At 62.4% G+C, this 22,299-nt stretch carries 23 protein-coding genes and 1 pseudogene; 16 read left to right on the top strand and 8 right to left on the bottom strand.

All coding sequences use genetic code 11. From position 1 onward, the window contains the following. Positions 1-10: 10 nt before the first annotated feature. Entirely contained in the window at positions 11-2,503 is a 2,493-nt protein-coding gene (locus tag AC0L7P_RS10655; protein ID WP_473432779.1) for a heavy metal translocating P-type ATPase, read from the bottom strand. Between the two features lie 129 nt (positions 2,504-2,632). Between AC0L7P_RS10655 and AC0L7P_RS10650 the strand changes: the two genes are divergently transcribed. The 16 genes from AC0L7P_RS10650 (at position 2,633) to AC0L7P_RS10575 (ending at position 15,958) form a co-directional block, all read left to right on the top strand. Beyond that, the gene (locus AC0L7P_RS10650) at positions 2,633-3,493 is read left to right on the top strand and encodes a branched-chain amino acid aminotransferase (RefSeq protein WP_473432778.1); all 861 of its coding nucleotides are present in this window, start codon (positions 2,633-2,635) and stop codon (positions 3,491-3,493) included. Positions 3,494-3,631: 138 nt separating this feature from the next. Then, entirely contained in the window at positions 3,632-4,468 is an 837-nt protein-coding gene (locus AC0L7P_RS10645) for a hypothetical protein (RefSeq protein ID WP_473432777.1), read from the top strand. Between the two features lie 146 nt (positions 4,469-4,614). Beyond that, positions 4,615-5,070: a universal stress protein gene (locus AC0L7P_RS10640; RefSeq protein ID WP_473432776.1), complete on the top strand. Its 456-nt coding sequence runs from the start codon at positions 4,615-4,617 to the stop codon at positions 5,068-5,070. Beyond that, positions 5,067-5,921, top strand: coding sequence for a hypothetical protein (locus tag AC0L7P_RS10635; RefSeq protein ID WP_473432775.1), 855 nt, complete (start codon positions 5,067-5,069; stop codon positions 5,919-5,921). The genes AC0L7P_RS10640 and AC0L7P_RS10635 overlap by 4 nt, the downstream gene beginning before the upstream one ends. Next, a complete protein-coding gene (locus tag AC0L7P_RS10630; protein WP_473432774.1) occupies positions 5,864-6,505 on the top strand; it encodes a S1C family serine protease in 642 nt (213 codons plus the stop codon). The genes AC0L7P_RS10635 and AC0L7P_RS10630 overlap by 58 nt, the downstream gene beginning before the upstream one ends. Positions 6,506-6,586: 81 nt before the next feature. Then, the gene (locus AC0L7P_RS10625; RefSeq protein ID WP_473432773.1) at positions 6,587-7,150 is read left to right on the top strand and encodes a NifU family protein; all 564 of its coding nucleotides are present in this window, start codon (positions 6,587-6,589) and stop codon (positions 7,148-7,150) included. Between the two features lie 14 nt (positions 7,151-7,164). After that, the gene (gene tsaB, locus AC0L7P_RS10620; RefSeq protein ID WP_473432772.1) at positions 7,165-7,806 is read left to right on the top strand and encodes a tRNA (adenosine(37)-N6)-threonylcarbamoyltransferase complex dimerization subunit type 1 TsaB; all 642 of its coding nucleotides are present in this window, start codon (positions 7,165-7,167) and stop codon (positions 7,804-7,806) included. Then, the gene (locus AC0L7P_RS10615; RefSeq protein WP_473432771.1) at positions 7,803-8,234 is read left to right on the top strand and encodes a GNAT family N-acetyltransferase; all 432 of its coding nucleotides are present in this window, start codon (positions 7,803-7,805) and stop codon (positions 8,232-8,234) included. Before tsaB ends, AC0L7P_RS10615 begins: the two co-directional genes overlap by 4 nt. A 160-nt stretch (positions 8,235-8,394) precedes the next feature. Further along, complete coding sequence (locus tag AC0L7P_RS10610) at positions 8,395-9,387, top strand: BMP family lipoprotein (RefSeq protein WP_473432770.1); 993 nt, start codon at positions 8,395-8,397, stop codon at positions 9,385-9,387. 5 nt (positions 9,388-9,392) lie between these two features. Then, positions 9,393-9,743, top strand: coding sequence for a hypothetical protein (locus AC0L7P_RS10605; RefSeq protein WP_473432769.1), 351 nt, complete (start codon positions 9,393-9,395; stop codon positions 9,741-9,743). A gap of 1 nt (position 9,744) precedes the next feature. Further along, positions 9,745-11,343, top strand: coding sequence for an ABC transporter ATP-binding protein (locus AC0L7P_RS10600; protein ID WP_473432768.1), 1,599 nt, complete (start codon positions 9,745-9,747; stop codon positions 11,341-11,343). Then, positions 11,340-12,446, top strand: coding sequence for an ABC transporter permease (locus tag AC0L7P_RS10595; protein WP_473432767.1), 1,107 nt, complete (start codon positions 11,340-11,342; stop codon positions 12,444-12,446). Before AC0L7P_RS10600 ends, AC0L7P_RS10595 begins: the two co-directional genes overlap by 4 nt. A gap of 2 nt (positions 12,447-12,448) precedes the next feature. Beyond that, positions 12,449-13,414: an ABC transporter permease gene (locus AC0L7P_RS10590; RefSeq protein WP_473432766.1), complete on the top strand. Its 966-nt coding sequence runs from the start codon at positions 12,449-12,451 to the stop codon at positions 13,412-13,414. Further along, a complete protein-coding gene (locus tag AC0L7P_RS10585) occupies positions 13,398-14,204 on the top strand; it encodes a purine-nucleoside phosphorylase (RefSeq protein ID WP_473432765.1) in 807 nt (268 codons plus the stop codon). The genes AC0L7P_RS10590 and AC0L7P_RS10585 overlap by 17 nt, the downstream gene beginning before the upstream one ends. Before the next feature lie 87 nt (positions 14,205-14,291). Continuing rightward, complete coding sequence (locus tag AC0L7P_RS10580) at positions 14,292-15,203, top strand: sulfite exporter TauE/SafE family protein (RefSeq protein ID WP_473432764.1); 912 nt, start codon at positions 14,292-14,294, stop codon at positions 15,201-15,203. Further along, positions 15,200-15,958 carry a TIGR02186 family protein gene (locus AC0L7P_RS10575; RefSeq protein WP_473432763.1) on the top strand — a complete coding sequence of 253 codons (759 nt, stop codon included), beginning with the start codon at positions 15,200-15,202 and terminating at the stop codon, positions 15,956-15,958. Before AC0L7P_RS10580 ends, AC0L7P_RS10575 begins: the two co-directional genes overlap by 4 nt. Here AC0L7P_RS10575 and AC0L7P_RS10570 read toward each other — a convergent pair. The 7 genes and pseudogenes from AC0L7P_RS10570 to AC0L7P_RS10540 all read right to left on the bottom strand — a co-directional run bounded on the left by AC0L7P_RS10570 (position 15,955) and on the right by AC0L7P_RS10540 (position 22,099). Next, on the bottom strand, positions 15,955-17,499 hold the full coding sequence (locus AC0L7P_RS10570) for an ATP-dependent DNA helicase (protein ID WP_473432762.1): 1,545 nt from the start codon (positions 17,497-17,499) through the stop codon (positions 15,955-15,957). The genes AC0L7P_RS10575 and AC0L7P_RS10570 overlap by 4 nt on opposite strands. A 42-nt stretch (positions 17,500-17,541) precedes the next feature. Beyond that, the gene (locus tag AC0L7P_RS10565; protein ID WP_473432761.1) at positions 17,542-18,171 is read right to left on the bottom strand and encodes an acyl-homoserine-lactone synthase; all 630 of its coding nucleotides are present in this window, start codon (positions 18,169-18,171) and stop codon (positions 17,542-17,544) included. 98 nt (positions 18,172-18,269) lie between these two features. Then, complete coding sequence (locus AC0L7P_RS10560; protein ID WP_473435437.1) at positions 18,270-18,416, bottom strand: LuxR C-terminal-related transcriptional regulator; 147 nt, start codon at positions 18,414-18,416, stop codon at positions 18,270-18,272. A gap of 17 nt (positions 18,417-18,433) precedes the next feature. After that, positions 18,434-18,982, bottom strand: coding sequence for an autoinducer binding domain-containing protein (locus AC0L7P_RS10555; protein WP_473432760.1), 549 nt, complete (start codon positions 18,980-18,982; stop codon positions 18,434-18,436). Next, a complete protein-coding gene (locus tag AC0L7P_RS10550; protein ID WP_473432759.1) occupies positions 18,927-19,142 on the bottom strand; it encodes a hypothetical protein in 216 nt (71 codons plus the stop codon). Before AC0L7P_RS10550 ends, AC0L7P_RS10555 begins: the two co-directional genes overlap by 56 nt. A 209-nt stretch (positions 19,143-19,351) precedes the next feature. Continuing rightward, positions 19,352-20,643, bottom strand: a pseudogene (ccrA, locus tag AC0L7P_RS10545) (crotonyl-CoA carboxylase/reductase). Positions 20,644-20,755: 112 nt separating this feature from the next. Next, positions 20,756-22,099 carry a 1-acyl-sn-glycerol-3-phosphate acyltransferase gene (locus AC0L7P_RS10540; protein WP_473432758.1) on the bottom strand — a complete coding sequence of 448 codons (1,344 nt, stop codon included), beginning with the start codon at positions 22,097-22,099 and terminating at the stop codon, positions 20,756-20,758. Positions 22,100-22,299: the final 200 nt, after the last annotated feature.

Here is a 22,299-nt window from a genome sequence, read left to right as displayed (position 1 = left end):
TGGCTCCTTTTTATTCTGCCGGGGCCGGGGTGGTGGCGCCGGTCTGTGCCGCATCTGCGCTCAGCGCCGGGGCAATCCGGCGCAGGCGCAGGGCATTGCCCAGCACAAACACCGACGACAGCGCCATCGCCCCCGCCGCCAGCATGGGTGACAGCAAGGTGCCAAAGGCCGGATAAAGCACCCCCGCCGCCACCGGGATCAGCAGCGTGTTATACCCGAAGGCCCAGAACAGATTTTGCCGGATATTGGCCATGGTGGCGCGCGACACTTCAAGCGCGTTGACGACCCCGCGCAGATCGCCCGACATCAACACCACATCCGCCGTTTCGATCGCCACATCCGTGCCGGTGCCGATGGCGATGCCCGTATCTGCATGCGCCAGTGCGGGCGCATCGTTGATCCCGTCGCCCACAAAGGCCACCGGGCCATTGGCGCGCAGGGTGTCGATGGCATCAACCTTGCCTTCGGGGCGGACCTCGGCCACCACATCGTCGATGTTCAGTTCGGCGGCGATGGCATTGGCCGTGGCGCGGTTGTCGCCGGTGATCATCGCCACCCGCAGGCCCATGGCATGCAGGGCGGCGATGGCCTCGGGCGTGCCGGGTTTGATCGGATCTGACACCCCGATGGCGGCAACCGCCTGCCCGTCGATGGCGGCGTAAAGCGGGGTTTGCCCCCGGGCACCAAACCCGGCGCCCGCCTCGGCCAATGCGCCCAGCGCGATGCCTTCGCCGGTCAGAAAACGGTCGGCACCGATCAGCACCTGTTGGCCGTGCACCACCGCGCGCACGCCCATGCCGGTGATGGATTGAAACTGCTCGACCGCCGGCAGATCCCGCCCCGCCGCAGCACGGGCGATGGCGGCGGCAATGGGGTGTTCGGACTGCGCCTCAACCGCCGCCAGCAGGGGCAACAGGCGCTCTTCGCTCTGGCCTTCGGCCACGCTCATCGCTGTGAGGGTCGGCTGGCCGCGGGTCAGGGTTCCGGTCTTGTCGAGCGCGATCACTTTGGCGTTTTGCAAGCCCTGAAGCGCGTCCCCCTTGCGAAACAGCACCCCCAGGTCAGCGGCCCGCCCGGTGCCGACCATGATCGACGTGGGCGTGGCCAGCCCCATGGCACAGGGGCAGGCCACGATCAGCACCGACACCCCCGCCACCAGGGCCAAACTGAGCGCGGGATCGGGACCGAAGATCAGCCAGACCAGCACCGTCAGCGCCGCCAGCCCCATGACCACCGGCACAAACACCCCGGTGATCCGATCCACCAACGCCTGCACCGGCAATTTCGCGCCCTGTGCATCCTCGACCATGCGGATGATCCGGGCCAGTGTCGTGTCGCCCCCCACCGCCGTGGCCTGCACCACCAGCGCACCGGTGCCGTTCACCGTACCGCCCACCACCGGCGCGCCTTCGGATTTGGCCACTGGTGCCGGTTCGCCGGTGATCATGCTTTCATCGACATAGGATTCGCCCGTTGTCACCGTGCCATCCACGGCGATCCGCTCACCAGGGCGGACATGAATCCTGTCGCCGGTGGCGATTTCAGCAATGGCGATCTCGGTGATCTGGCCATTGCGTTCCACCCGCGCCGTTTCGGGGCGCAGGGCGACCAGCCGCTGGATTGCCGCACCGGTGCGCCCCTTGGCGCGGGCCTCCAGATACCGGCCCAGCAGGATCAGCGTGGCAATCACCGCTGCCGCTTCGAAATACACCGCGCGGGTGCCTTCGGGGAACAGCCCCGGCGCAAACAGCGCCAGCACCGAATATCCCCATGCCGCCGATGCGCCCAGCGCCACCAGCGAATTCATCTCGGGTGCGCCGCGCAACAGGGCAGGCACGCCTTTGGTAAAGAAGATGCGCCCCGGACCGGCCAGCACGGCAGTGGTCAGCAGGAATTGAATGGTCCAGCTTGCCGTTTGTCCAAGGGTCGCCATGACAAACCCATGCATGCCGGGGATGAAATGCGACCCCATTTCGAGCACGAACACCGGCAGCGTCAACAGCGCCGCCAGCACCAGCGAGCGGCGCAGGCTTGCCGCCTCATCCTCGTGGCGCGCGCCGGAATCCTCGGGGCTGTCCCCATCGGCAATGCGCGCAGTATATCCGGTTTCACCCACCGCCGCGACAAGCGCCGCAGGGGTTACAGCGCCGCTGAGCACCTGCACATGGGCGCTGTCGGTGGCCAGATTGACACTGGCCGATACCACGCCGGGCACCGCCAACAGCGCCTTTTCCACCCGCCCCACACATGAGGCACAGCTCATCCCGTCGATCTGCAACCGGATGTCAGACTGCCGCGCGGGATAGCCTGCCTTTTCCAACGCCCCCGCCACAGCGCCCAGCGCGCCGGGCTGTGACAGTTCGACCCGCGCCGTGTGGCTGGCCAGATTGACCGAGACATCCCGCACCCCGTCAACGCCCTGAATCGCCTTTTCGGCCCGCCCCACGCACGAGGCGCAGGACAGCCCCTCAAGGGAAAATTTCACCGTGTGCGTCATTGTCATGCCTTCCGATTCCATGGGTCAGGCCCTTCACATAGGGCTTCCAGTCACCGGAAGGTCAAGGGATGATCTGCGCTGGACCCGCCCCCGCGCCGGTGGTTAACTGCGCCCAGCAGCAGGCAGGAGGCACAGATGGCGACAGGCACCAACATCCGCACCTATTTTGAGGGCCGCTGGCACAATGGCGACGTGCCGGTAATGAAAGCCGCCGATCACGGCGCATGGCTGGGCAGTGGCGTGTTTGACGGCGCGCGGTATTTCGAGGGGGTCGCCCCCGATCTGGAGGCCCATTGCGCAAGGGTCAACCGATCTGCCGAGGCGCTGATGGTGCCGCCCTGTGTTTCGGCAGAGGACATGGTGCAGATCGTGCAAGAAGGACTGTCGGCCTATCCGCGCGACGCCGCCGTTTACATCCGCCCCATGTATTGGGCCACCCAGGGTGGATTTGGCGCCATTGTGCCAGGGGCCGAGGGCACCGGGTTCTGCATCTGCCTTGAACAGATCCCCATGGCCGATGCCAACGCAACCACAACCCTGTGCCACACTCAATTCCGCCGTCCGGTTCTGGAAAGTTCGGTGGTCAACGCCAAGGCGGGCTGTCTTTACCCCAACAACGCCCGGATGCTGGCCGAGGCCCAGCGGCGCGGGTTTGGCAACGCCTTGGTGGCCGATGCCCTTGGCAATGTGGCCGAAAGCGCGACGGCAAATGTGTTCATGGTGCGCGATGGCGTGGTGTTCACCCCCGTGGCCAATGGCACCTTTCTGGCCGGTATCACCCGCGCGCGACACCTGAAAAACCTGCGCGCCGAGGGGGTTGAGGTGCATGAAACCGTTTTGTCCTTTGATGATTTTGCCGCAGCGGATGAGGTGTTCCTGACCGGCAACATGTCAAAAATCACCCCCGTCACCGCCTTTGAGGACCGCCAGTATCAGCACGGCCCCGTCACCCGCCGCCTGCGCGAGATGTACTGGGACTGGGCGCTGTCGGCGTGATGCCATGGGCCTGCGGCGGCTGCTTTACCGGGCGCTGACGCTCTGCACTTTGGCCACGGGGGCGCCACGCTTTGGGCGCTGTCCCAGCACCCGTTTGCGGCGCCCCTGGTTGAACGCTCGCTTGCCGATGCGAAACAGGTGCTGGCGCGCAACATGGCGCGCCGCGCCACACCCGAACGCCTGATTCAAGAGGTGGAACAGGCGCTGGTTGACGATGACATGGACCGTCTGCTGATCGCGCTGGATACGGCGACCGCCCAAGGCATCACCCTGCCCCGCCCGTTGATGGAACGCGCCATGGTGCAGGCAAAAGCCGCCGAAAGCACCACCCACCGCCTGACCGATTGCGCCGCCTGCGCCTGGGATATCACCAGTTGCAAGACGGTGATGGCCATCGCCACCTGCGCCCTGCCCTTGGAAATCACGCCCCTGGGCGATGTGAATGCCCTGCGCCGGGCCGCTGTCGATTACGGGGCGGGCGATCCGGTGGACCGGCTCGAGGTCGGGTTGGCGCTGGCCGGGTTGGCGGCCACGGGCGCGATCGTGCTGAGCGCCGGCAGCAGCGCGACCGTCAAGGCAGGCGCCACCGCCCTGCGGCTTGCGCGCCGCTCCCGCGCTCTGACCCCGGGGCTGACCCGGGTGTTGGTACGCAACGCCGATGTGCTGCGCGATGCCACTGCGGTGCCTGCCTATCTGGCCGGTCGCGTGCCGTTGGAACAGGTGGCAGACACCGCCAAACTGACCCGGCTGTCACGCATTGCCGAGGATCTGGGCACCGTCGCGCGCGAAACCTCGCCCGCCGAAGCCATCGTTCTGTTGCGCCATGTGGACAGCGCCGAAGATGCCAGCCGTCTGGCCCGCCTGACCCGCGCCGAAGGGGGCAAAGCCGCGCCACCCTGCATATTCTGGGCAAATCCCGCGCCTTTCGTGCGCTGGTGCGGATCAGCAATCTGGCGCTGGCCACCCTTGGCCTGATCGCCGCCTTTGCCGCGCAACTGGCCACGCTTTTGTTGGCCGGGCTGCGCCGTGCCCTGCGCCCTTGACCCCGGCGTGACACGGGAATGGTTGCCAGCGCGCGCGTGGCAAGGCATCATCACCCCCTGTCCCAAAGGAATGGACCCATGCGCAAGTTTCTCGTGATCCTCGACGATACCCGCGAATGCCTGAACGCCATGCGCTTTGCTGCCATGCGCGCGGCAAAGACCGGCGGCGGCGTCGAGATTTTGGCGGTGATCCCGCCCGAAGAATTCAACCACTGGATCGGCGTCGGCGACATCATGCGCCAAGAGGCGCGCGAGCGGATCGAAGTCCACTATGAGGTGTTCGCCAAGTGGATGCGCGACCGGCAGGGCGTCAGCCCCGAACTGGTGATTCGCGAAGGCGAGATCGTGCCCGAAATCATTGCCCAGCTTCAGGAAAACCCCGAGGTGGGTGTTCTGGTTCTGGGTGCGGGCGATGACAAAAGCGGCCCCGGCCCCCTTGTCAGCCAACTCAGCCGGGCGGCGGGCGCCCTGCCCGTTCCGGTCACCATCGTGCCCGGCAGCCTGAGCAAGGAGCGTCTGGAGGCCATTACATGAACGGGCTGAACCAGCACATGAAACGGGCCGCCGCCCCTGCGCGGTGCCTTTTTGTGCTGGTGTTGGCCGTCTGGCTTGTCTGGCCTCGCATTGCCACCGCGCAGGCGCGGTTCGATCCCCGGGATTATGGCAGGCAGGATCTGATCTATCTTCAGGCCGCACTGGCGTTTCAGGGGCAATATACCGGCCTTCTGGATGGCGACTGGGGGCGGCGCAGCCAATCGGCACTGGACGATTTCACCACGACAACGGGCGATCTGGCCCGGCTTGTGCGACAATTCGAAACCGAACGCCGTGCCTCGGGCTGGGCGCGGATCAACAACGATTCTGCCGGAGTTTCCATTGCCCTGCCCATAGCGCTGTTGGCTGAAACCGGCGAAGACGACCGATACCTGACCTATGCCACGCCATCGCGCGATCTGCTGGTGCGCTGGATTGCAGACAACCGCGATGGCACATTCGACATGCACAATTGGGCGCGCCAAAGCCACGTTGGCGCACAGCCCGCATATTCCAGCGACACGGGCGAACGGATCATTACCGCGGCCACCCTGGAATCGGGGCGGCGGGTTTATCTGCGGTCGTGGCGGCTGGGGCGGGCCTATATCACCCTGCTGATCCAATCCATGCCCGCCCAATACAACCGCGCCGCCCTGATCGCCGCAAGCCTGACCCTGGAACCGCGCCCGATCTGGCCCCCGCCCCAGGTGGGCGGCTGGCGGCATTGTTGGGCACGGCGCGCCCCGACAATAATAACATCGCCCGCGCCCCCGATCATGCGGCCCCCCTGCCGGTGGCGCGCCCATCGCCGTCGCAACAAGTGCAGGCGACCGGCACCGGGTTTTTCGTAAATGCCACCGATGTTGTCACCGCCGCCCATGTGATCGCCGATTGCAGCGCGCTTACCCTGGCTGACGGCACCCCGCTCAGCCTGTTGTCCAAGGCGGCAGACAGCGATCTGGCGGTGCTTCAGGCGACAAGGCGCAGCGCCCATTGGTTGCCCCTGCGCAGCGATCCCGATCTGCGTCTGGGTCAGGGGGTGGCCGCTGTCGGTTATCCGTTCATGTCGTTCAACGGCGGCGCGCTGAACCTGACCATGGGCAATGTCAGCGCGCTCAGCGTCGGGGGTGCCCACCCCGATTGGGTGGCGATTTCGGCGCCGGTACAGCCGGGCAACAGCGGCGGGCCGCTTTTGTCCGACATGGGCGAGGTGGTGGGCGTGGTCGTTGCCCGCGCGAATGACGATTTTTACCTGCGCGAAACCGGCACCCTGCCCCAGAACATCAACTTTGCCGTGCGTCTGGCCCGCCTGCGCCGGTTCCTGCACGACGCGGCCATCCCCCTGCCCAGCGACAAGGGCGACGCGGCGGCGCCCCTGTCCGATGGGTTGGCATCTGGCAAACAGGCCGCGATTCAGCCGATCCTGTGCTATTGAGTACAGTTTAGAATGATTCCAACTCGTTGACATTGCCCCGCCCCGGGCGCATATTCAGGGGGACAACGAAAAGGTGCCGTCATGTTCATCCAGACAGAATCCACGCCGAACCCGGCAACCCTGAAATTCCTTCCCGGCCAAAGCGTTCTGGAAACCGGCACCGCCGATTTCCCGACCCCCGAATCCGGGGCCACATCGCCGTTGGCCAAACGGATCTTTGCGGTCGATGGCACTGCGGGGGTGTTTCTGGGCAACGATTTCGTGACCGTCACCAAAAATGACGGCGTGGAATGGGATCATGTGAAACCCGCCATTCTGGGCGCCATCATGGAACATTTCCAATCCGGCGCCCCGGCAATGGAGGGCGAGGCCAAAACCGGCGGCGGCCATGCGGCCCATGACGGCCCCGACACCGCCATCGTCGAGCAGATCAAGGAGTTGCTTGATACCCGGGTGCGGCCCGCCGTGGCGCAGGATGGGGGCGACATCACCTTTCACGGGTTTGACCGTGGCATCGTCTATCTGCACATGCAGGGCGCCTGTGCCGGCTGTCCCTCATCGACGCTGACCCTGAAAATGGGCATCGAAAACCTGCTGCGTCACTATATCCCCGAGGTGGTCGAAGTGCGGCCGGTTGCCGCTTGACGGCATCCCGAAACATGCCGCCTGACCTTACCGTTCTGGCCTTTGATACATCGGCCGCGCATTGCGCGGCCGCTTTGCTTTCGGGCGGGCGGATCATTGCCGATGTGCATGAGGATATGGCCAAGGGGCAGGCCGAACGGTTGATGCCCCTGCTTGCGGAATTGCTGGCCAGTGCCGGACTTGGCTGGGGTGATCTGACCCGCATCGCCTGTGGCATCGGGCCGGGCAATTTCACCGGGGTTCGCATGTCGGTGTCGGCGGCGCGGGGGCTGGCCCTGTCGCTGGGGGTGCCTGCAGTCGGGGTTTCGGCGCTGGCGGCGCAGGCCTTTGGCACTGCGGGGGCGGTTGTCTCAACCCTCGACGCGCGGCGCGAATCCCTTTATCTGCAAGGGTTTGCGCCCGAAACGCCGCCGGTGATGTGCGCCATCAACACCCTGCCCGACCTCGCCCTGATGCGCCCCACCTGCATCGGCCACGCCAGCGATGCCGTCGCAGTAACGCTTGACGGCACAGTTGCGCCGCCCACCCACCCGCTGGCCCATGCCATCGCCCATTTGGGCGCCATTGCCCCGACCGGCAAACGCCCTGCGCCGCTGTATTTGCGCGCACCTGATGCGGCACCGCCGCGCGATCCGGCACCGGTGATCGTGGCGTGACCCCGGCGCAAATGGCACAGCTTCACGCCGTTGCCATGACCACGCCGCGCCCCTGGAGCGGCGATGAATTCGCCGCCCTGCTGGCCCTGCCCGGCACCTTTGTGATCGGCGCCACACATGCCTTTGCCCTTGGCCGGGTGATTCTGGACGAGGCGGAATTGCTGACCCTTGCGACCCACCCCGCCCACCGTCGGCAGGGATTGGCGCGCACCTGTCTGGGCAGGTTTCACGCCCGCGCCCATACCATGGGTGCGCGGCAGGCGTTTCTTGAGGTCGCCGCCGACAATGCCCCGGCCCGGGCGCTGTATCTGGCCATGAATTACCGCGAAAGCGGGTTGCGCCGTGGATATTATCGCCCCGCGGATGGCCCGCCTGTTGATGCCGTGGTCATGGCCCGCACCCTGACGGAGGGTAACCTGTCGAATTAGCAGGCAATCACGCAATCGGGTGAGCCAGAACCACAAAAAGCTATTGACCACAAAGGCCCCTGCGGCTTTGTTTGACCATGAGATAAAATCTGCGATCAAAGACCACGGGCCGACGCCAATGCGCTCTGGCCCCAACACGTAAAAAACCTGGGAGACACCAATGACCCTCATGCATAAATTTCTCGGCGCCACTGCGGCCCTCGCGCTCAGCACCGGCGCAGCCCTGGCCGAACCCGGCCTGATCATTGATCTGGGCGGCAAGTTTGACAAATCCTTTAACGAATCCGCTTATAACGGCGCGCAGAAGTGGGTCGAAGACACCGGCGGCGAATATCTTGAAACCGAACTGCAATCCGAGGCACAGCGCGAACAGACCATGCGCCGCATGGCCGAAAAGGGCGCCAACCCCATTGTTGTTCTGGGCTTTGCCAATGCCTCGACCCTTGAAAAGGTCGCGCCCGATTACCCCGATGTGAAATTCGCCATCGTCGATATGGTGGTGGATCAGCCAAACGTTGAATCCATCGTGTTTTCCGAACATGAGGGCAGCTTCCTTGTGGGCATGCTGGCCGCCATGGCCAGCAAGACCGGCACGGTTTCGTTTGTCGGGGGCATGGATGTGCCGCTGATCCGCAAATTCGCCTGTGGCTATGCCCAGGGGGCCGAAGCGGCCAACCCCGACATCAAGGTGATTCAGAACATGACCGGCACCACCCCCGCCGCATGGAATGACCCGGTGAAGGGCGCCGAACTGACCAAGGCGCAGATTGCCCAGGGGTCGGATGTGGTGTTTGCCGCGGCTGGCGGCACTGGCGTTGGCGTGTTGCAGGCCGCCAAGGACGAAGGCATCCTGTCGGTCGGCGTGGACAGCAACCAGAACTATCTGCACCCCGGTTCGGTTCTGACCTCGATGACCAAGCGCGTGGACAACGCCGTTTATGCCGTGTTCGAAGACGGCACCGAGGGGTTCAAGCCCGGGATCAACGTGTTGTCACTGGTCAACGATGGCGTCGGCTATGCCATGGACGACAACAACAAGGATCTGGTCACCCCTGACATGGTCGAAGCCGTGGAAGCGGCCAAGGCCAAGATCATCGCGGGCGATCTCAAGGTCCACGATTACACCAGCGATGACAGCTGCCCGGCCGGCTGAGCCGCATGTCCAGCGATACCCAACAGGGGCGGCCCACAGCGGCCGCCCCCGCATATGCCTTTGCTGCGGCAATTGCCCTTGGTGCAGCCGCCGCATTTGCGCCAGCGCCCCTTACCGCCGAAACCCTGACGTTCGAGGCTGACAGCGCGGTCAGGATCGTGCGCACCTACGACCAATATGGAACGGCAGTGATCGAATTTATCGGTGCGGCGGGGGCCATATACCAGTGTGTGATATTGAATGCTGCGGGTGATCCGGTGGCAACAGCCTCGGCGGTGTCCGATATGGGGCGGATATTGGTCGAGGGCATTCCGGCCAGCACCATCGCATCCGTCGCTTGCCGAAAGGTAATGTAATATGGCCTCGTCCAATACACACCCCGCCATTGAGTTGAAGGGCATCTCCAAGGCCTTCGGCCCGGTGCAGGCGAACAAGGATATTTCAATCCGCGTCATGCCCGGCACGATCCATGGGATCATCGGTGAAAACGGCGCGGGAAAATCAACGCTGATGTCGATCCTTTACGGGTTCTACAAGGCCGACGCCGGCGAGATTTTCATCTCGGGACAGAAAACCCCCATCCCCGACAGTCAGGCCGCCATCGCGGCAGGCATCGGCATGGTGTTTCAGCATTTCAAGCTGGTTGAAAATTTCTCGGTACTGGAAAACGTGGTTCTGGGCGCCGAAGATGGCGCGCGCCTGACCCCAAGCCTGAGCAAGGCGCGCAAACTGTTGACCGAACTGGCGGCGGAATATGAACTGCACGTCGATCCCGATGCGTTGATTCAGGATCTGGGCGTGGGGATGCAACAGCGGGTAGAGATCCTCAAGGCGCTGTATCGTCAGGCGGATATTCTGATCCTTGATGAACCCACCGGCGTGCTGACCCCCGCCGAGGCCGACCATCTGTTCCGCATTCTCGAAGGGCTGCGCCGCGAGGGCAAGACGATCATCCTGATCACCCACAAACTGCGCGAAATCATGGAGGTAACGGACACCGTTTCCGTCATGCGGCGCGGTGAAATGACCGCGACGGTGAAAACCGCCGATACCTCGCCCGAAAAGTTGGCCGAGCTGATGGTGGGGCGCAAGGTGTTGTTGCAGGTCGACAAGGTGCCTGCGACGCCAAAAGACACGGTTCTGTCAGTGGAAAACCTGCATGTCGTCGATGAAAAGGGCGTTGAGCGGGTAAAAGGCATATCCCTGAACGTGCGCGCCGGTGAAATTCTCGGCATTGCCGGGGTGGCCGGGAATGGCCAGTCCGAACTGCTTGAGGTTTTGGGCGGCATCCGCAACGGCACCGGTACAATCACCCTGAACGGGGAACAGATTGATCTGACCGGCCAAAATTCCGACGCGCGCACCCGCCGCGAACGGGGCATCGCCCATGTGCCCGAAGACCGGCATCGTCAGGGGTTGATCCTTGATTTCCATGCCTGGGAAAATGTCGGATTTGGCTATCATCATGATCCGAAATACAATTCCGGCCTGTTTATGGATAACGATGCATTGCGCCGCGATACCGAAGCGAAAATCGCCAAATTCGACATCCGCCCGCCGAACTGCTGGCAGACGGCAGAAAATTTCAGCGGCGGCAACCAGCAGAAAATCGTCATCGCCCGCGAATTGGAGCGAAACCCCGATCTGTTGCTGGTCGGCCAACCCACCCGGGGCGTCGATATCGGCGCCATCGAATTCATCCATCAACAGATTGTGGCCCTGCGCGACGCGGGCAAGGCGGTGCTGCTGGTTTCGGTCGAACTCGATGAAATCATGTCGCTTTCTGATCGGATCGCGGTGATGTTCGATGGTCAGATCATGGGCGAGCGTCTGCCCTCAGAGACCAACGAACAGGAACTCGGCCTGCTCATGGCGGGCATCACCGACACCACGCGCAACGTACCGGTCGAGGAAATCGAGGCCAATCTGGCGAAAAGAGACGGGGCGACTCCATGACCCTTCCCAAGTGGGCCGATGTGGTCCTTATTCCGCTGATCAACCTGCTTTTGGCGCTGTTTGTGTCCGGGCTGGTGGTGCTTTTGATCGGCGAAGATCCGATCAACGCCATGAAAATCATGGTGAATGGCGCCGTGGGCAGCACCTATGGCTGGGGCTATACCCTGTTTTACGCCACCAATTTCATCTTTACCGGCCTCGCGGTGGCGGTGGCGTTTCACGCGCGCCTGTTCAACATCGGCGGCGAAGGTCAGGCGCAACTGGGCGCGCTGGGGGTGGCTTTGGTGTGCCTTGCGGTGCCATGGCCCCACTGGATTGTGGCCCTGCCCTTTACGATCATCGGCGGTGCGGTGTTCGGGGCCGCATGGGCGGCGATTCCCGCCTATCTGCAAGCGCGGCGTGGGTCGCACATCGTTATCACCACGATCATGTTCAATTTCATCGCCTCGGCACTGCTGGTCTATCTTCTGGTCAGCACCCTCAAGGCGCCGGGAATGGCCCCGGAAAGCGTGCGTTTCCCCGAAGGATCATTCCTGCCCAATGCCCGCGATGTCTTCGCAACGATTGGCATCAAATTTGCCCGCTCGCCCCTGAATGTATCGTTCATCGTCGGGCTGATCGCGTGTTTTCTGGTCTGGCTGCTGCTGTGGCGCACCAAGCTGGGTTATGAAATCCGCGCCTATGGGCACAGCGAACCGGCGGCGATCTATGCCGGAATTTCACCGTTCAAGATCACCATGATCACCATGCTGATTTCGGGCGCCCTTGCCGGGCTGATGGCGGTAAACGCCGTGCAGGGCGAGGCGCAGCGCCTGTTGCAGGACAACGTGCTGGGCGCCGGGTTCGTCGGCATCGCCGTGGCACTGATGGGGCGCAGCCATCCGGTGGGCGTGCTGATTGCCGCGATCCTGTTCGGCGCCCTTTATCAGGGTGGCGCCGAGTTGGAGTTCGAAACCAGCGTACCGCGTGAAATGATTCTGGTTATTCAGGCACTGGTCATCCTGTTCACCGGCGCCCTTGATAACATGGTGCGCGGGCCGGTAACCGGCGCATTCCTGCGGTTCGGGCGGCGCCCCGGGCCAACGACAAAGGCGGCGGAATAAACATGGATCTCAATACCATCATCCAGATTCTGGATTCCACCATCCGCCTTGCCACGCCTTTGCTGCTGGCCTGTCTTGCGGGGCTGTTTTCGGAACGTGCCGGGGTGTTTGACATCGGGCTTGAGGCAAAGATGCTGGTTGCGGCGTTCTTTTCCGCCGCTGTGGCCGCGACCACCGGATCGGTCTGGCTGGGCCTTTTGGCCGGGATTGCCGCCAGTATGGTGTTTGCGCTGATCCATGCCATCGCCTCGATCACGTTTCGGGGGGATCAGCTCATCTCGGGGGTGGCGCTGAATTTTCTGGCGTCGGGGATGACCGTTCTGATCGCCCGTGACTGGTTCAATCAAGGCGGGCGCACCCCGGCCCTGATGGATGGCGGGCGGTTTCAACCCATCGACCTGCCCTTTGCCGAGTCAATTTCCGGTTTCCCCGTCCTTGGCCCGGTCTATTCCGAGCTGATCTCGGGGCATACGATATTGGTGTACCTGGCGTTCCTCATGGTGCCCCTGACATGGTACACGCTTTATCGCACCCGGTTTGGGCTGCGTCTGCGGGCCGTGGGGGAAAACCCCGGTGCGGTGGATACGGCGGGCATCTCGGTGGTGCGGCTGCGCTACTCCGCTGTCTTGATCGCCGGCGTGCTGTGTGGGATCGCCGGGTCGTATCTGGCCACGGGTCTGGCCGCCGGGTTTGTCAAGGATATGACGGCGGGGCGCGGCTTTATCGCGCTGGCCGCGCTGATCTTTGCCAAATGGCGGCCCTGGTATGCCCTTGGCGCCTGCCTGTTGTTCGGGCTGCTGGATGCCATCGGCAACCGGTTTCAATCCATCGAACTTTTGGGCGTCGCCGTGCCGGGGCAGTTCATGCAGGCCCTGCCCTATATCCTGACCGTGGTGATCCTGGCCGGGTTCGTGGGCAAGGCAATTCCACCGCGCGCAGGAGGCGAGGCATATGTCAAGGAACGCTGAGGATCTGGTTCGGTTCATTCAGGACCGCGCGGGCGATACGCCGGTGCGCTTTGGGCTGATCCTTGGATCGGGGCTGGGCCATCTGGCCGATGCGGTCGAAGGTGTGGCGATCGATTATACCCAGTTGACCGGCTTTCCCCATGCCGGGGTGTCTGGCCACAATCCCAAGCTGGTGATCGGCACGTTGGAAGGCGTGCGCGTGGCCGTTTTTGGCGGGCGGGCGCATTATTACGAATCCGGGCGCGGCGATGCCATGCGCCTGCCGCTTGAGGTGCTGAAAGGTCTGGGTGCCGAAGGATTGATCGCCACCAACGCCGCCGGGTCCATGCGCCACGACATGCCCACGGGCAGCCTGATGATGCTGAACGACCACATCAATTTTTCAGGCCTGAATCCGCTGATCGGCGAACCCTCTGACGCACGGTTTGTGCCGATGAAAGACGCCTATGATCCGGCCATGCGCGCCGCCCTGCAAAGCGCGGCCAAGGCCGAAGATGTGGACATGGATCAGGGGGTTTATGCCTGGTACAGCGGCCCGTCGTTTGAAACCCCCGCTGAAATCCGCGCCATTGCCATGCTGGGCGCCGATGCCGTGGGCATGTCAACGGTGCCCGAAGTCATTCTGGCGCGGTTTCTGGGCCTCAAGGCGGCCGCGATTTCGACCATCACCAACATGGCCGCCGGGATGAGCGACGAATCAATCAGCCACGAACACACCAAAACCATGGCCCCTATCGGCGCGGCCAAGCTGGACCGGGTGCTGCGGCGGTTCCTGCGCGAACAAATCTGACACAGAGTTGCACTGCACGGCATATTTCCGGCATCTGAGCCGCCGCAGCCCGTTGCGCATTTTCGCTAGGGCGCGCTAAGAGGTGCCATGCAAATTTACCTTCCCATTGCCGAGGTTGCCGTCAACGCTTTTCTGCTTCTCGGAGTGGGTGGGCTTGTCGGGGTGCTGTCGGGCATGTTTGGCGTTGGTGGCGGGTTTCTGATCACGCCACTGTTGTTTTTCATCGGCATCCCCCCTGCCGTTGCCGTGGCCACCTCGGCAAATCAGATCGTTGCCGCATCGTTTTCGGCCCTGCTGGCGCATCTGAAACGCAAGACGGTTGATATGCGCATGGGGTCGGTCCTTATGGGGGGCGGTCTGGTCGGGTCACTGCTTGGGGTGCAGGTGTTCAACCTTTTGCGCTCGCTTGGGCAGGTCGATCTGTTGGTCAGCCTGTGTTATGTGGTTTTTCTGGGCATCATCGGGGTGTTGATGTTCGTGGAATCCCTGAACGCGATCCGCAAATCGCGCAAAGGCACCATCACCCGGCGCAAACACAATTGGGTGCATAACCTGCCCCTGAAGATCAAATTCCGCAAATCCGGTCTTTATATTTCGGTGATCCCGCCGGTTCTGGTGGGGCTGGCGGTTGGGGTTCTGTCGGCCATCATGGGGGTTGGCGGCGGGTTTATCATGGTTCCGGCGATGATTTACCTTTTGGGAATGCCCACCAAGGTGGTGATCGGCACATCCCTGTTCCAGATCATTTTCGTAACCGCCTTTACCACCGTGCTGCACGCCACCACAAACCACACCGTCGACATCGTTCTGGCGGTGCTGTTGCTGGTGGGCGGGGTGATCGGGGCGCAGATCGGCACGCGGATCGGGGTCAAGCTCAAGGCCGAACAATTGCGCATTCTGCTGGCGCTTCTGGTTATTCTGGTCTGTGGCAAACTGGCCTATGATCTGTTGGCACAGCCAAGCGAACTTTTCTCGATCGCGGGGGCAAAAGAGGCATGATGTTGCGTCTGTTCCTTCTCATTCTTGCCCTCGCCACCCCCGCCCAAAGCGAAGAGGTGGTTGCCGGGCTGAGCCAGAACCAGATTTCGATCAGCACCAATTTCGACGGCTCGGAAATTTTGATTTTCGGCGCGGTCAAACGGCAAGAACAGATCGACACCTCCAGCGAACTGGGCGTGATCATCACCGTGTCCGGCCCGCCCCAGGCCCTGACCGTGCGCCGCAAGGAAAAGCTTGCCGCGATCTGGGTCAACCGTGATGCGGTGAACATCCGCAGCGCGCCGTCCTTCTATGCCGTGGCAACAACCGCGCCGCTGCATGACATGCTGTCGGATCAGGCGGACCAGATCTATCTGGTGTCGGTTCCCCGGGCAATTTACGCTGGCGTCGCCTCGGAAGGGGTTGAAAACAAGGCGTCATTTACCGATGCACTGATCCGTATCCGTCGGGGTGATGACCTGTATCAACTGAACGAGAACGCGGTTTCTCTGGTCGGGGATACGCTGTTCAACACGTCCATCGTCCTGCCCGCCAATCTGGTTGAGGGCAATTACAACGTCCGTTTTTTGCTGACCCGCAATCAACAGGTGGTCAGCCAGTATGAAACGGTGATCTTTGTGAAAAAGGTCGGGATGGAGCGGTTCCTTTACAACCTCGCCTATGAGCAACCGCTGATCTATGCGCTGTTGTCGCTGGCCATTGCCATCGCCGCCGGTTGGGGTGCTGCCGCCGTGTTCCGCTATATCCGCACCTAGATTTCTTCGGTCGCGTCCAGCGTAAGGGGCGCGGCGGGCCCTGCCAGATCGGCCACGCCCAATGGCTCCGTGGGGCGCGCCAGGCGGTTGTTCACCACCCAGAACAGCCGTTCTTCGGCGCGGGTGATCGCGACATAGGCCAGCCGTTTCCACAGTTGCAGCCCCGCTTCGGTGCGGTTGGCCCATGCGGCGGCGGAAATATCGGGGGCGAACACCTGAACATCGCGCCACTGGCTGCCTTGGGCCTTGTGGATTGTCACCGCCGCACCGTGCAGAAACGTGGCCCCCATGCGCGCGGCAAAGGGGATAAAGGGTTCTTCCTCATCAGGCATTTCGATTTTCACGATGCTGGCGGCACTTACCTGCGGTTCCGGGGCGCCCACCACATGCAGGCGCGAAAACCCCGGCTTGCGCCCGTCGCCCAGAAAAATCACCTGTGCGCCCTTGATCAGACCCCGCGCCTCAAGATCAATGCGTTTCTTGCGGTGCTTCAGGGGCAGTTCGATCCCGTCGCAAATCAGCGGCTCACCGGGCAGCAGGGCATCGGGCGGGGCGGCGTAAGCGGCGCGAAAGGCATGGATCAGGCGGATGCGCGTCTTGTTGCGCCAGACCAGAACCGGTGATCGCGCCATTTTTTCCGCCTCGACCCGACCGGCAATCACGACACGCGGGTCATTCTCGGCGGCCTCATGCACCATGCGGTTGAACTGATCATAGGTCAGCGCCGGGTCACCCAGAGCATGGGCCAGATCAAGGATCGGGTTGCCCAGATCCTGCCGGTGAATGCGGTTCAGGGTCAGCTTGCGATCGCCCTCAAGGGTGTCAAACACCATGGCGCCCGATTGGTTCACCGGGGCAAGCTGTGCGGGATCGCCAAACAACAGCAGGGTTGGAAAAATCTCTTGCAGGTCATCAAACTGCCGGGTGTCGAGCATACTGCTCTCATCCACCAGCCCGATATCCAGCGGCTCTTCCCGGCGTTTCCAGCCGGTGATGAAATCGCTGCCACGCAGGCCCGCCGTGGCCAGAGCGCCGGGAATGGATTTGTTGGTCTGGTAAAACGCCAGCGCGCGGTCCAGCGCGATGTCGGTCAGCCCTTCAACCGTGGGCCGTTCGCCGTTTCCGGCCAGCCATTCGGCCACCTTTTCATATTCCGGGTCATAGACCGGGGTATAAAGGATACGGTGAATGGTTGTGGCCGGCACGCCGCGATTGCGCAGCACGCTGGCCGCCTTGTTGGTGGGGGCGAGAATCGCCAATGTGCGGCGATCCTTGCGCTTGCGCCCCTCGTAATCGCCTGAAACGATGTCGACACCCGCTTCGGCCATCGCCTCGTAAAGGCGGGCCAGCAGCATGGTTTTGCCAGATCCTGCCTTGCCCACCACGGCCAGCACCGCTGATTTACCCTCGGACATGGGGCGCAGTGCCTCATTTTCCAGATCAACCCCGGCGGCGCGCAGGATTTCGGAAACGCGATCAAAGGCCTCGGCCTGATCCTCGGAAAAGGTGAGCGCGTTGGAGGTGTTGGCGGGCAATGACATAGGCGCGACCATAGGGATACGGGCCGCCAATGCCCAGACAGATCACGCCGCCAAAACCAATTTCCCGTCACCAAAGGCGCGCCGATACCACAGGGCCGAAATTTCCGCTGACAGCCCCGCCTTGCGCAACAACCCCGGGCGCAGATCGGCGGTAAACGCCCATTTTCCGGCACAGATGGCATGGCGCCCCTGCCCCTCTTGCCCCAGCACGACAGGGGGCCAGCCCAGCCGCCCGTACACCCGCAGCATCCGCGCATCGAACACACCCACGGCATGGGACAGCCCCAAATTCAGCCCCACCTCAAGCCCGCCGAGCATCAGCGCGGCTGAAATGTTGCCCCCCGCCCCCGGCGCCAGACAGAACCGGGTGCATTCCCACATATCAGGGTGGCAGATCGCCGTGCCAGCGGCCAGATGGGCGAAATGTTCGGCAATCATCGTGCGCCCCGTGGTGGGCATATAGCGCAGCGATCCGCCATGGGTGCCGTCGGGGCGTTGCCAGATCACATAAAGCGGATTCAACGGGTCGTATTGATCCCGCTCCTGCCCGCTGGCATCCACCGGAATGTCCCATTTCAACCGGGTGTGAAACTGTGCCGCACGGTCCGCGAACATGCTGTCGCGCAGATCGGGATAACGATGCAGGGCGTTGCCGAACAAATACCGGATCATCATTCTTTCCTTCGCAATAGATACGAGGAAAGGGATGGACGGGTTCAGGTTAAGGCCGGGTGCGCGGGGCGCGCGGTGGGTAAGGAACAGGTAAGGGTTCAGACCACCAGCAGGCCACAGGACAGGGCACGCGCAACGGCATGGGTGGTGTTCGTTGCGCCCAGTTTGAAGCGCGCACTTTCGATATAAACCCGCAGGGTGTGTTCCGATATCGCCAGTGTATCGGCAGCCTGCGCCCGGTTCAGCCCCGTGGCCAGCAGGGTCAGTGCATCGACTTCGCGGGGGAAAGTTTCTGCACCGGTTTCTGGTCACTGCCCCGCTCGATCTCAAGCGCCTTGAGATTGATGAAATGCGCCATCAGGATCAGATCGGCCAGATGGGCATCACGATAGGTTTTCCATTGCTCATCTGTCGCCCGGTGATTGACGGTGAACAGGGCAAATTGGCCACTGGGGCCGCGCACGGGAACGGAATAGCCCTGATTGCCCACCCCGTTTTCGCCGGCCTCGCCCAGAAACTGGCGGGTGGCCTTTGGTGTCCAATCGAGCCGTTTCCAATCCACCGGGTGAAACCGGCGATAACACCCCTGCACCACCGGATCGAGCCGGGCGTAATCCTGTTTGATGTAATGATCCACCCATGGCTGATCATAGGTCAGGGCAGCATATTGTTCGCCGGTCGAATTGACCGAGTGATAGACCAGATGTTCGACTTCGAACCTGTTGCGCAGGTCGAAAATCGCCGTGTTCAGATCGTCAAGCGTCGTCACCGATTGCAATCGTTCGATGAACCATTCGCGTTTGGGCCGCATTCACACCAATCAGGGCCGAAGCCCGCAGTTCGTTCGACGCGATCTCTTGGGCGGCAACAGCCGCCGTTTGGTCAAGCTGGCCCGCAAGAGCCGTAAGATCATTTCTGGCGGCAAACAGTTTAAGGTCTGCCAGCACGTCGAGTATCCAGTCGTTTGCCATCTCAGACTCTCCTGCCCAATTATTAACCAATCGTTAATACAACCCTAGCATGTACCAGTCGGCAGTGAATATTCACGAAATTCAACTCCCCAGAAATGGCGAGGCCGTGAATTACAGACCCCTGAAAACAAAAGGCCCCCGATGGGGGCCTTGTGATTCGTGTGAACAGAAGCGTCGGGACGGCGCCACTGTTTTTGATATGGAAACAATCACCCTGTGGTTGCGGCCTCGACCGTATCTTCGAATGTGCGCAGCCCGGTGCGGGGCGCCTGCACCAGAACCGCCATATTGCCCGGCTTATGTTCGTTGCGGCGCATTTTTACATGGGCCGCCGGAATCTGGCTCCAGGTAAACACCTCGGACATGCAAGGATCGAGCCGCCGTTCAATCATCAGCTTGTTGGCCGAGGCCGCCTGTTTCAGATGGGCAAAATGGCTCCCCTGCACCCGTTTCTGGTGCATCCACAGATAGCGTGCATCCAGCGTCAGATTATACCCGGTCGTGCCGGCACAGATCACCACCATGCCGCCCTTTTTGCACACGAAGGTGGACACCGGGAACGTCGCCTCGCCCGGATGTTCGAACACCATATCGACATTCACCCCCTTGCCGGTAATGTCCCAGATCGCCTTGCCGAACTTGCGCACCCCGGCAAACCATTTCTGATAGTCATCGGTGTTCACCGTGGGCATCTGCCCCCAACAATCGAAATCCTTGCGGTTGATCACGCCCTTGGCCCCCAGGGACATGACGAAATCGCGCTTGTCCTCATCCGAAATCACCCCGATGGCATTGGCCCCGGCGGTGTTGATCAACTGAATCGCATATGACCCAAGCCCCCCGACGCGCCCCAGACCAGCACGTTCTGCCCCGGTTTCAATTCATGGGGATGATGGCCAAACAACATCCGGTAAGCGGTGGCCAGGGTCAGGGTATAGCAGGCCGATTCCTCCCACGTCAGGTGGCGCGGGCGCGGCATCAGTTGTTGCGCCTGCACCGTGGTGAACTGGGCAAAGCTGCCATCGGGGGTTTCATAGCCCCAGATCCGCTGACTGGGCGAAAACATCGGATCACCGCCGTTGCATTCCTCGTCTTCGCCATCGTCCTGATTGCAATGGATGACCACCTCGTCGCCCACCTTCCAGCGGGTCACCTTGTCGCCCACCGCCCAGACGATGCCCGCCGCGTCGGACCCGGCGATGTGATAATCGGCCCTGTGAACATCAAACGGTGAAATCGGAATGCCCAGTCCGGCCCAGACACCGTTATAATTCACCCCGGCCGCCATCACCATCACGCAGACTTCCTGGCTGTCGGGTCTTTTCACATCGACCACTTCCAACTGAAACGCCTGATCCGGCTCGCCGTGGCGGTCACGGCGAATGGCCCAGGCGTGCATCTGTTCGGGCAGATGGCCCATGGGGGGCATTTCGCCCATGGCGTAAAGATCCTTGATCTCGGACTCATAGGTCAGGGGCGCGGTATTCGTATCCAGTGCCATCACGGGCCACCTCCGGGTTGTGCACGCCGCAGCGCAGAATCAAACAATCGGTAAAGGTGGAATACAGATGGCCGCGCAATTTTGCAATCCACATGGATGCATTTTTGTAATTTTATGTCTCGCTAGTTACCGGCGCACCCTGCCCTCCGGTCAGATGCTGGGCGATGGAATTGGCGTAAAACCCCACCAATGCAACGGCATCTGGCGCAATCGACACCCCATCTGGCCCGTCCACGACCATACCCCGCAGCCGCAGCATGGCCAGGGGCGCGGTTTCACCCTCGGGCGGGCACATCACTCCCTTGGCGGTCAGATGTTGGCGCAGCGCGGCGACCTGTGCCGTCAACTCGGCCTCGGGCATGGGGCGCCCCGCCGCGCGCAGGACGTGGCAATACAGCGGCACCGGCACCACCGGGACGGCACCGCACAAACGCGCCATCAGGATGTCGGCCACCGCCCCCACCCGCCCGGCGCCCGGGGCCCCCGGCACCTCGGACAGGGTAAGCGGCGCACCAAAGGCCACCGCCGCCATACCAAAACGCCGCGTCCTGCCAGTGACCCGCCCCAGTGCCCAACGCAATGCCACCAATATATTGCGAACCACCGAGCCGCGAAACCGCCCTTCGCCTTTGGGCTGGGATGCGGCCTTCAGCAAAATCCGATCCTCCAGCACCTGATCGTAATTCAGCGCCACCGGCACAAAGACAACATCGCGCCCCGTCGCCTGCCCCTCGATGATATATGACAATAACCCCATGCGCGCCGCGCCCACCGCTCCGGTCAGGGACAGGCCGCCTTCGGGGAACATCGCCTGCGTCACCCCTGCCTCGGTTGCCATCTGAACATAACGCGCCAACACCCGACGATAGAGCGCATTGCGCGATCTGCGCCGGATAAAATAGGCCCCCATGGCCCGGATCAACGCCGACAGCGGCCACACCCGCGCCCATTCCCCCACCGCATAGGACAGGGCCGACCGCCCCCCGGCCAGCCATGTCACCAGCACATAATCCATATTGCTGCGGTGATTCATCACAAACACGATGGTCGCCTCGGGGTCGATGCCGCGCAACAGATCCTCGCGCCCCGCCTGCACCCGCACCCGGAACAATCCGGTCGACAGCCACCGCGCCACCCGGATCGCAAACCCGAAATAGGCCGAGGCGCTGAACGATGGTACGATTTCGCGCGCATATTTCTGCGCCAGCGCAAAGGCTGCATCTTCCCGCAACCCGGTTTCATGCGCATGCTCCACCACGGCGCGGGTCACGTCCGGGTCATAGCTCAGGCGCAGGATGGTATCGTGACGGCGGGCCAATTTGAACGGCTGGATCGGCACCTGAAGCCGGGTATTCAGCCGCGCCACCGCCCGCTCCATCCGACCCCGAAAGAACCAGCGCACCGTGGGGCTGATGAAATGGGTTGCAAATGTGACCGCCGCGAACAACAGGATCAACAGCAATAACCACAAGGGAAGTTCGACAGGCCTGAACATAACGGCAAAACTGGCAGGTTCGCATCGCGCGGTAAATCACAATCCCGCTTGCCTTGCACGATTGCACCCACAGGGTAATTCTGTGATTGCCGCAACGCAGCGATTGACAACGCCACAATATTGCACATACGAATGTCGAAACGTAATTTTGTTACGCAAGA

This window comes from Oceaniglobus sp. K40-3 (genome assembly GCF_055808395.1).
This window is presented reverse-complemented; position numbering and strand designations above follow the sequence as displayed.

What these genes read in the sequence shown, in the direction of transcription:
- AC0L7P_RS10655 (WP_473432779.1), bottom strand. Translation starts at nt 2,503, where the DNA reads ATGACAATGACGCACACGGTGAAATTTTCCCTTGAGGGGCTGTCCTGC.
- AC0L7P_RS10650 (WP_473432778.1), top strand. Translation starts at nt 2,633, where the DNA reads ATGGCGACAGGCACCAACATCCGCACCTATTTTGAGGGCCGCTGGCAC.
- AC0L7P_RS10640 (WP_473432776.1), top strand. Translation starts at nt 4,615, where the DNA reads ATGCGCAAGTTTCTCGTGATCCTCGACGATACCCGCGAATGCCTGAAC.
- AC0L7P_RS10635 (WP_473432775.1), top strand. Translation starts at nt 5,067, where the DNA reads ATGAACGGGCTGAACCAGCACATGAAACGGGCCGCCGCCCCTGCGCGG.
- AC0L7P_RS10625 (WP_473432773.1), top strand. Translation starts at nt 6,587, where the DNA reads ATGTTCATCCAGACAGAATCCACGCCGAACCCGGCAACCCTGAAATTC.
- tsaB (WP_473432772.1), top strand. Translation starts at nt 7,165, where the DNA reads ATGCCGCCTGACCTTACCGTTCTGGCCTTTGATACATCGGCCGCGCAT.
- AC0L7P_RS10610 (WP_473432770.1), top strand. Translation starts at nt 8,395, where the DNA reads ATGACCCTCATGCATAAATTTCTCGGCGCCACTGCGGCCCTCGCGCTC.
- AC0L7P_RS10605 (WP_473432769.1), top strand. Translation starts at nt 9,393, where the DNA reads ATGTCCAGCGATACCCAACAGGGGCGGCCCACAGCGGCCGCCCCCGCA.
- AC0L7P_RS10600 (WP_473432768.1), top strand. Translation starts at nt 9,745, where the DNA reads ATGGCCTCGTCCAATACACACCCCGCCATTGAGTTGAAGGGCATCTCC.
- AC0L7P_RS10595 (WP_473432767.1), top strand. Translation starts at nt 11,340, where the DNA reads ATGACCCTTCCCAAGTGGGCCGATGTGGTCCTTATTCCGCTGATCAAC.
- AC0L7P_RS10590 (WP_473432766.1), top strand. Translation starts at nt 12,449, where the DNA reads ATGGATCTCAATACCATCATCCAGATTCTGGATTCCACCATCCGCCTT.
- AC0L7P_RS10585 (WP_473432765.1), top strand. Translation starts at nt 13,398, where the DNA reads ATGTCAAGGAACGCTGAGGATCTGGTTCGGTTCATTCAGGACCGCGCG.
- AC0L7P_RS10580 (WP_473432764.1), top strand. Translation starts at nt 14,292, where the DNA reads ATGCAAATTTACCTTCCCATTGCCGAGGTTGCCGTCAACGCTTTTCTG.
- AC0L7P_RS10575 (WP_473432763.1), top strand. Translation starts at nt 15,200, where the DNA reads ATGATGTTGCGTCTGTTCCTTCTCATTCTTGCCCTCGCCACCCCCGCC.
- AC0L7P_RS10570 (WP_473432762.1), bottom strand. Translation starts at nt 17,499, where the DNA reads ATGTCATTGCCCGCCAACACCTCCAACGCGCTCACCTTTTCCGAGGAT.
- AC0L7P_RS10565 (WP_473432761.1), bottom strand. Translation starts at nt 18,171, where the DNA reads ATGATCCGGTATTTGTTCGGCAACGCCCTGCATCGTTATCCCGATCTG.
- AC0L7P_RS10555 (WP_473432760.1), bottom strand. Translation starts at nt 18,982, where the DNA reads ATGCGGCCCAAACGCGAATGGTTCATCGAACGATTGCAATCGGTGACG.
- AC0L7P_RS10550 (WP_473432759.1), bottom strand. Translation starts at nt 19,142, where the DNA reads ATGGCAAACGACTGGATACTCGACGTGCTGGCAGACCTTAAACTGTTT.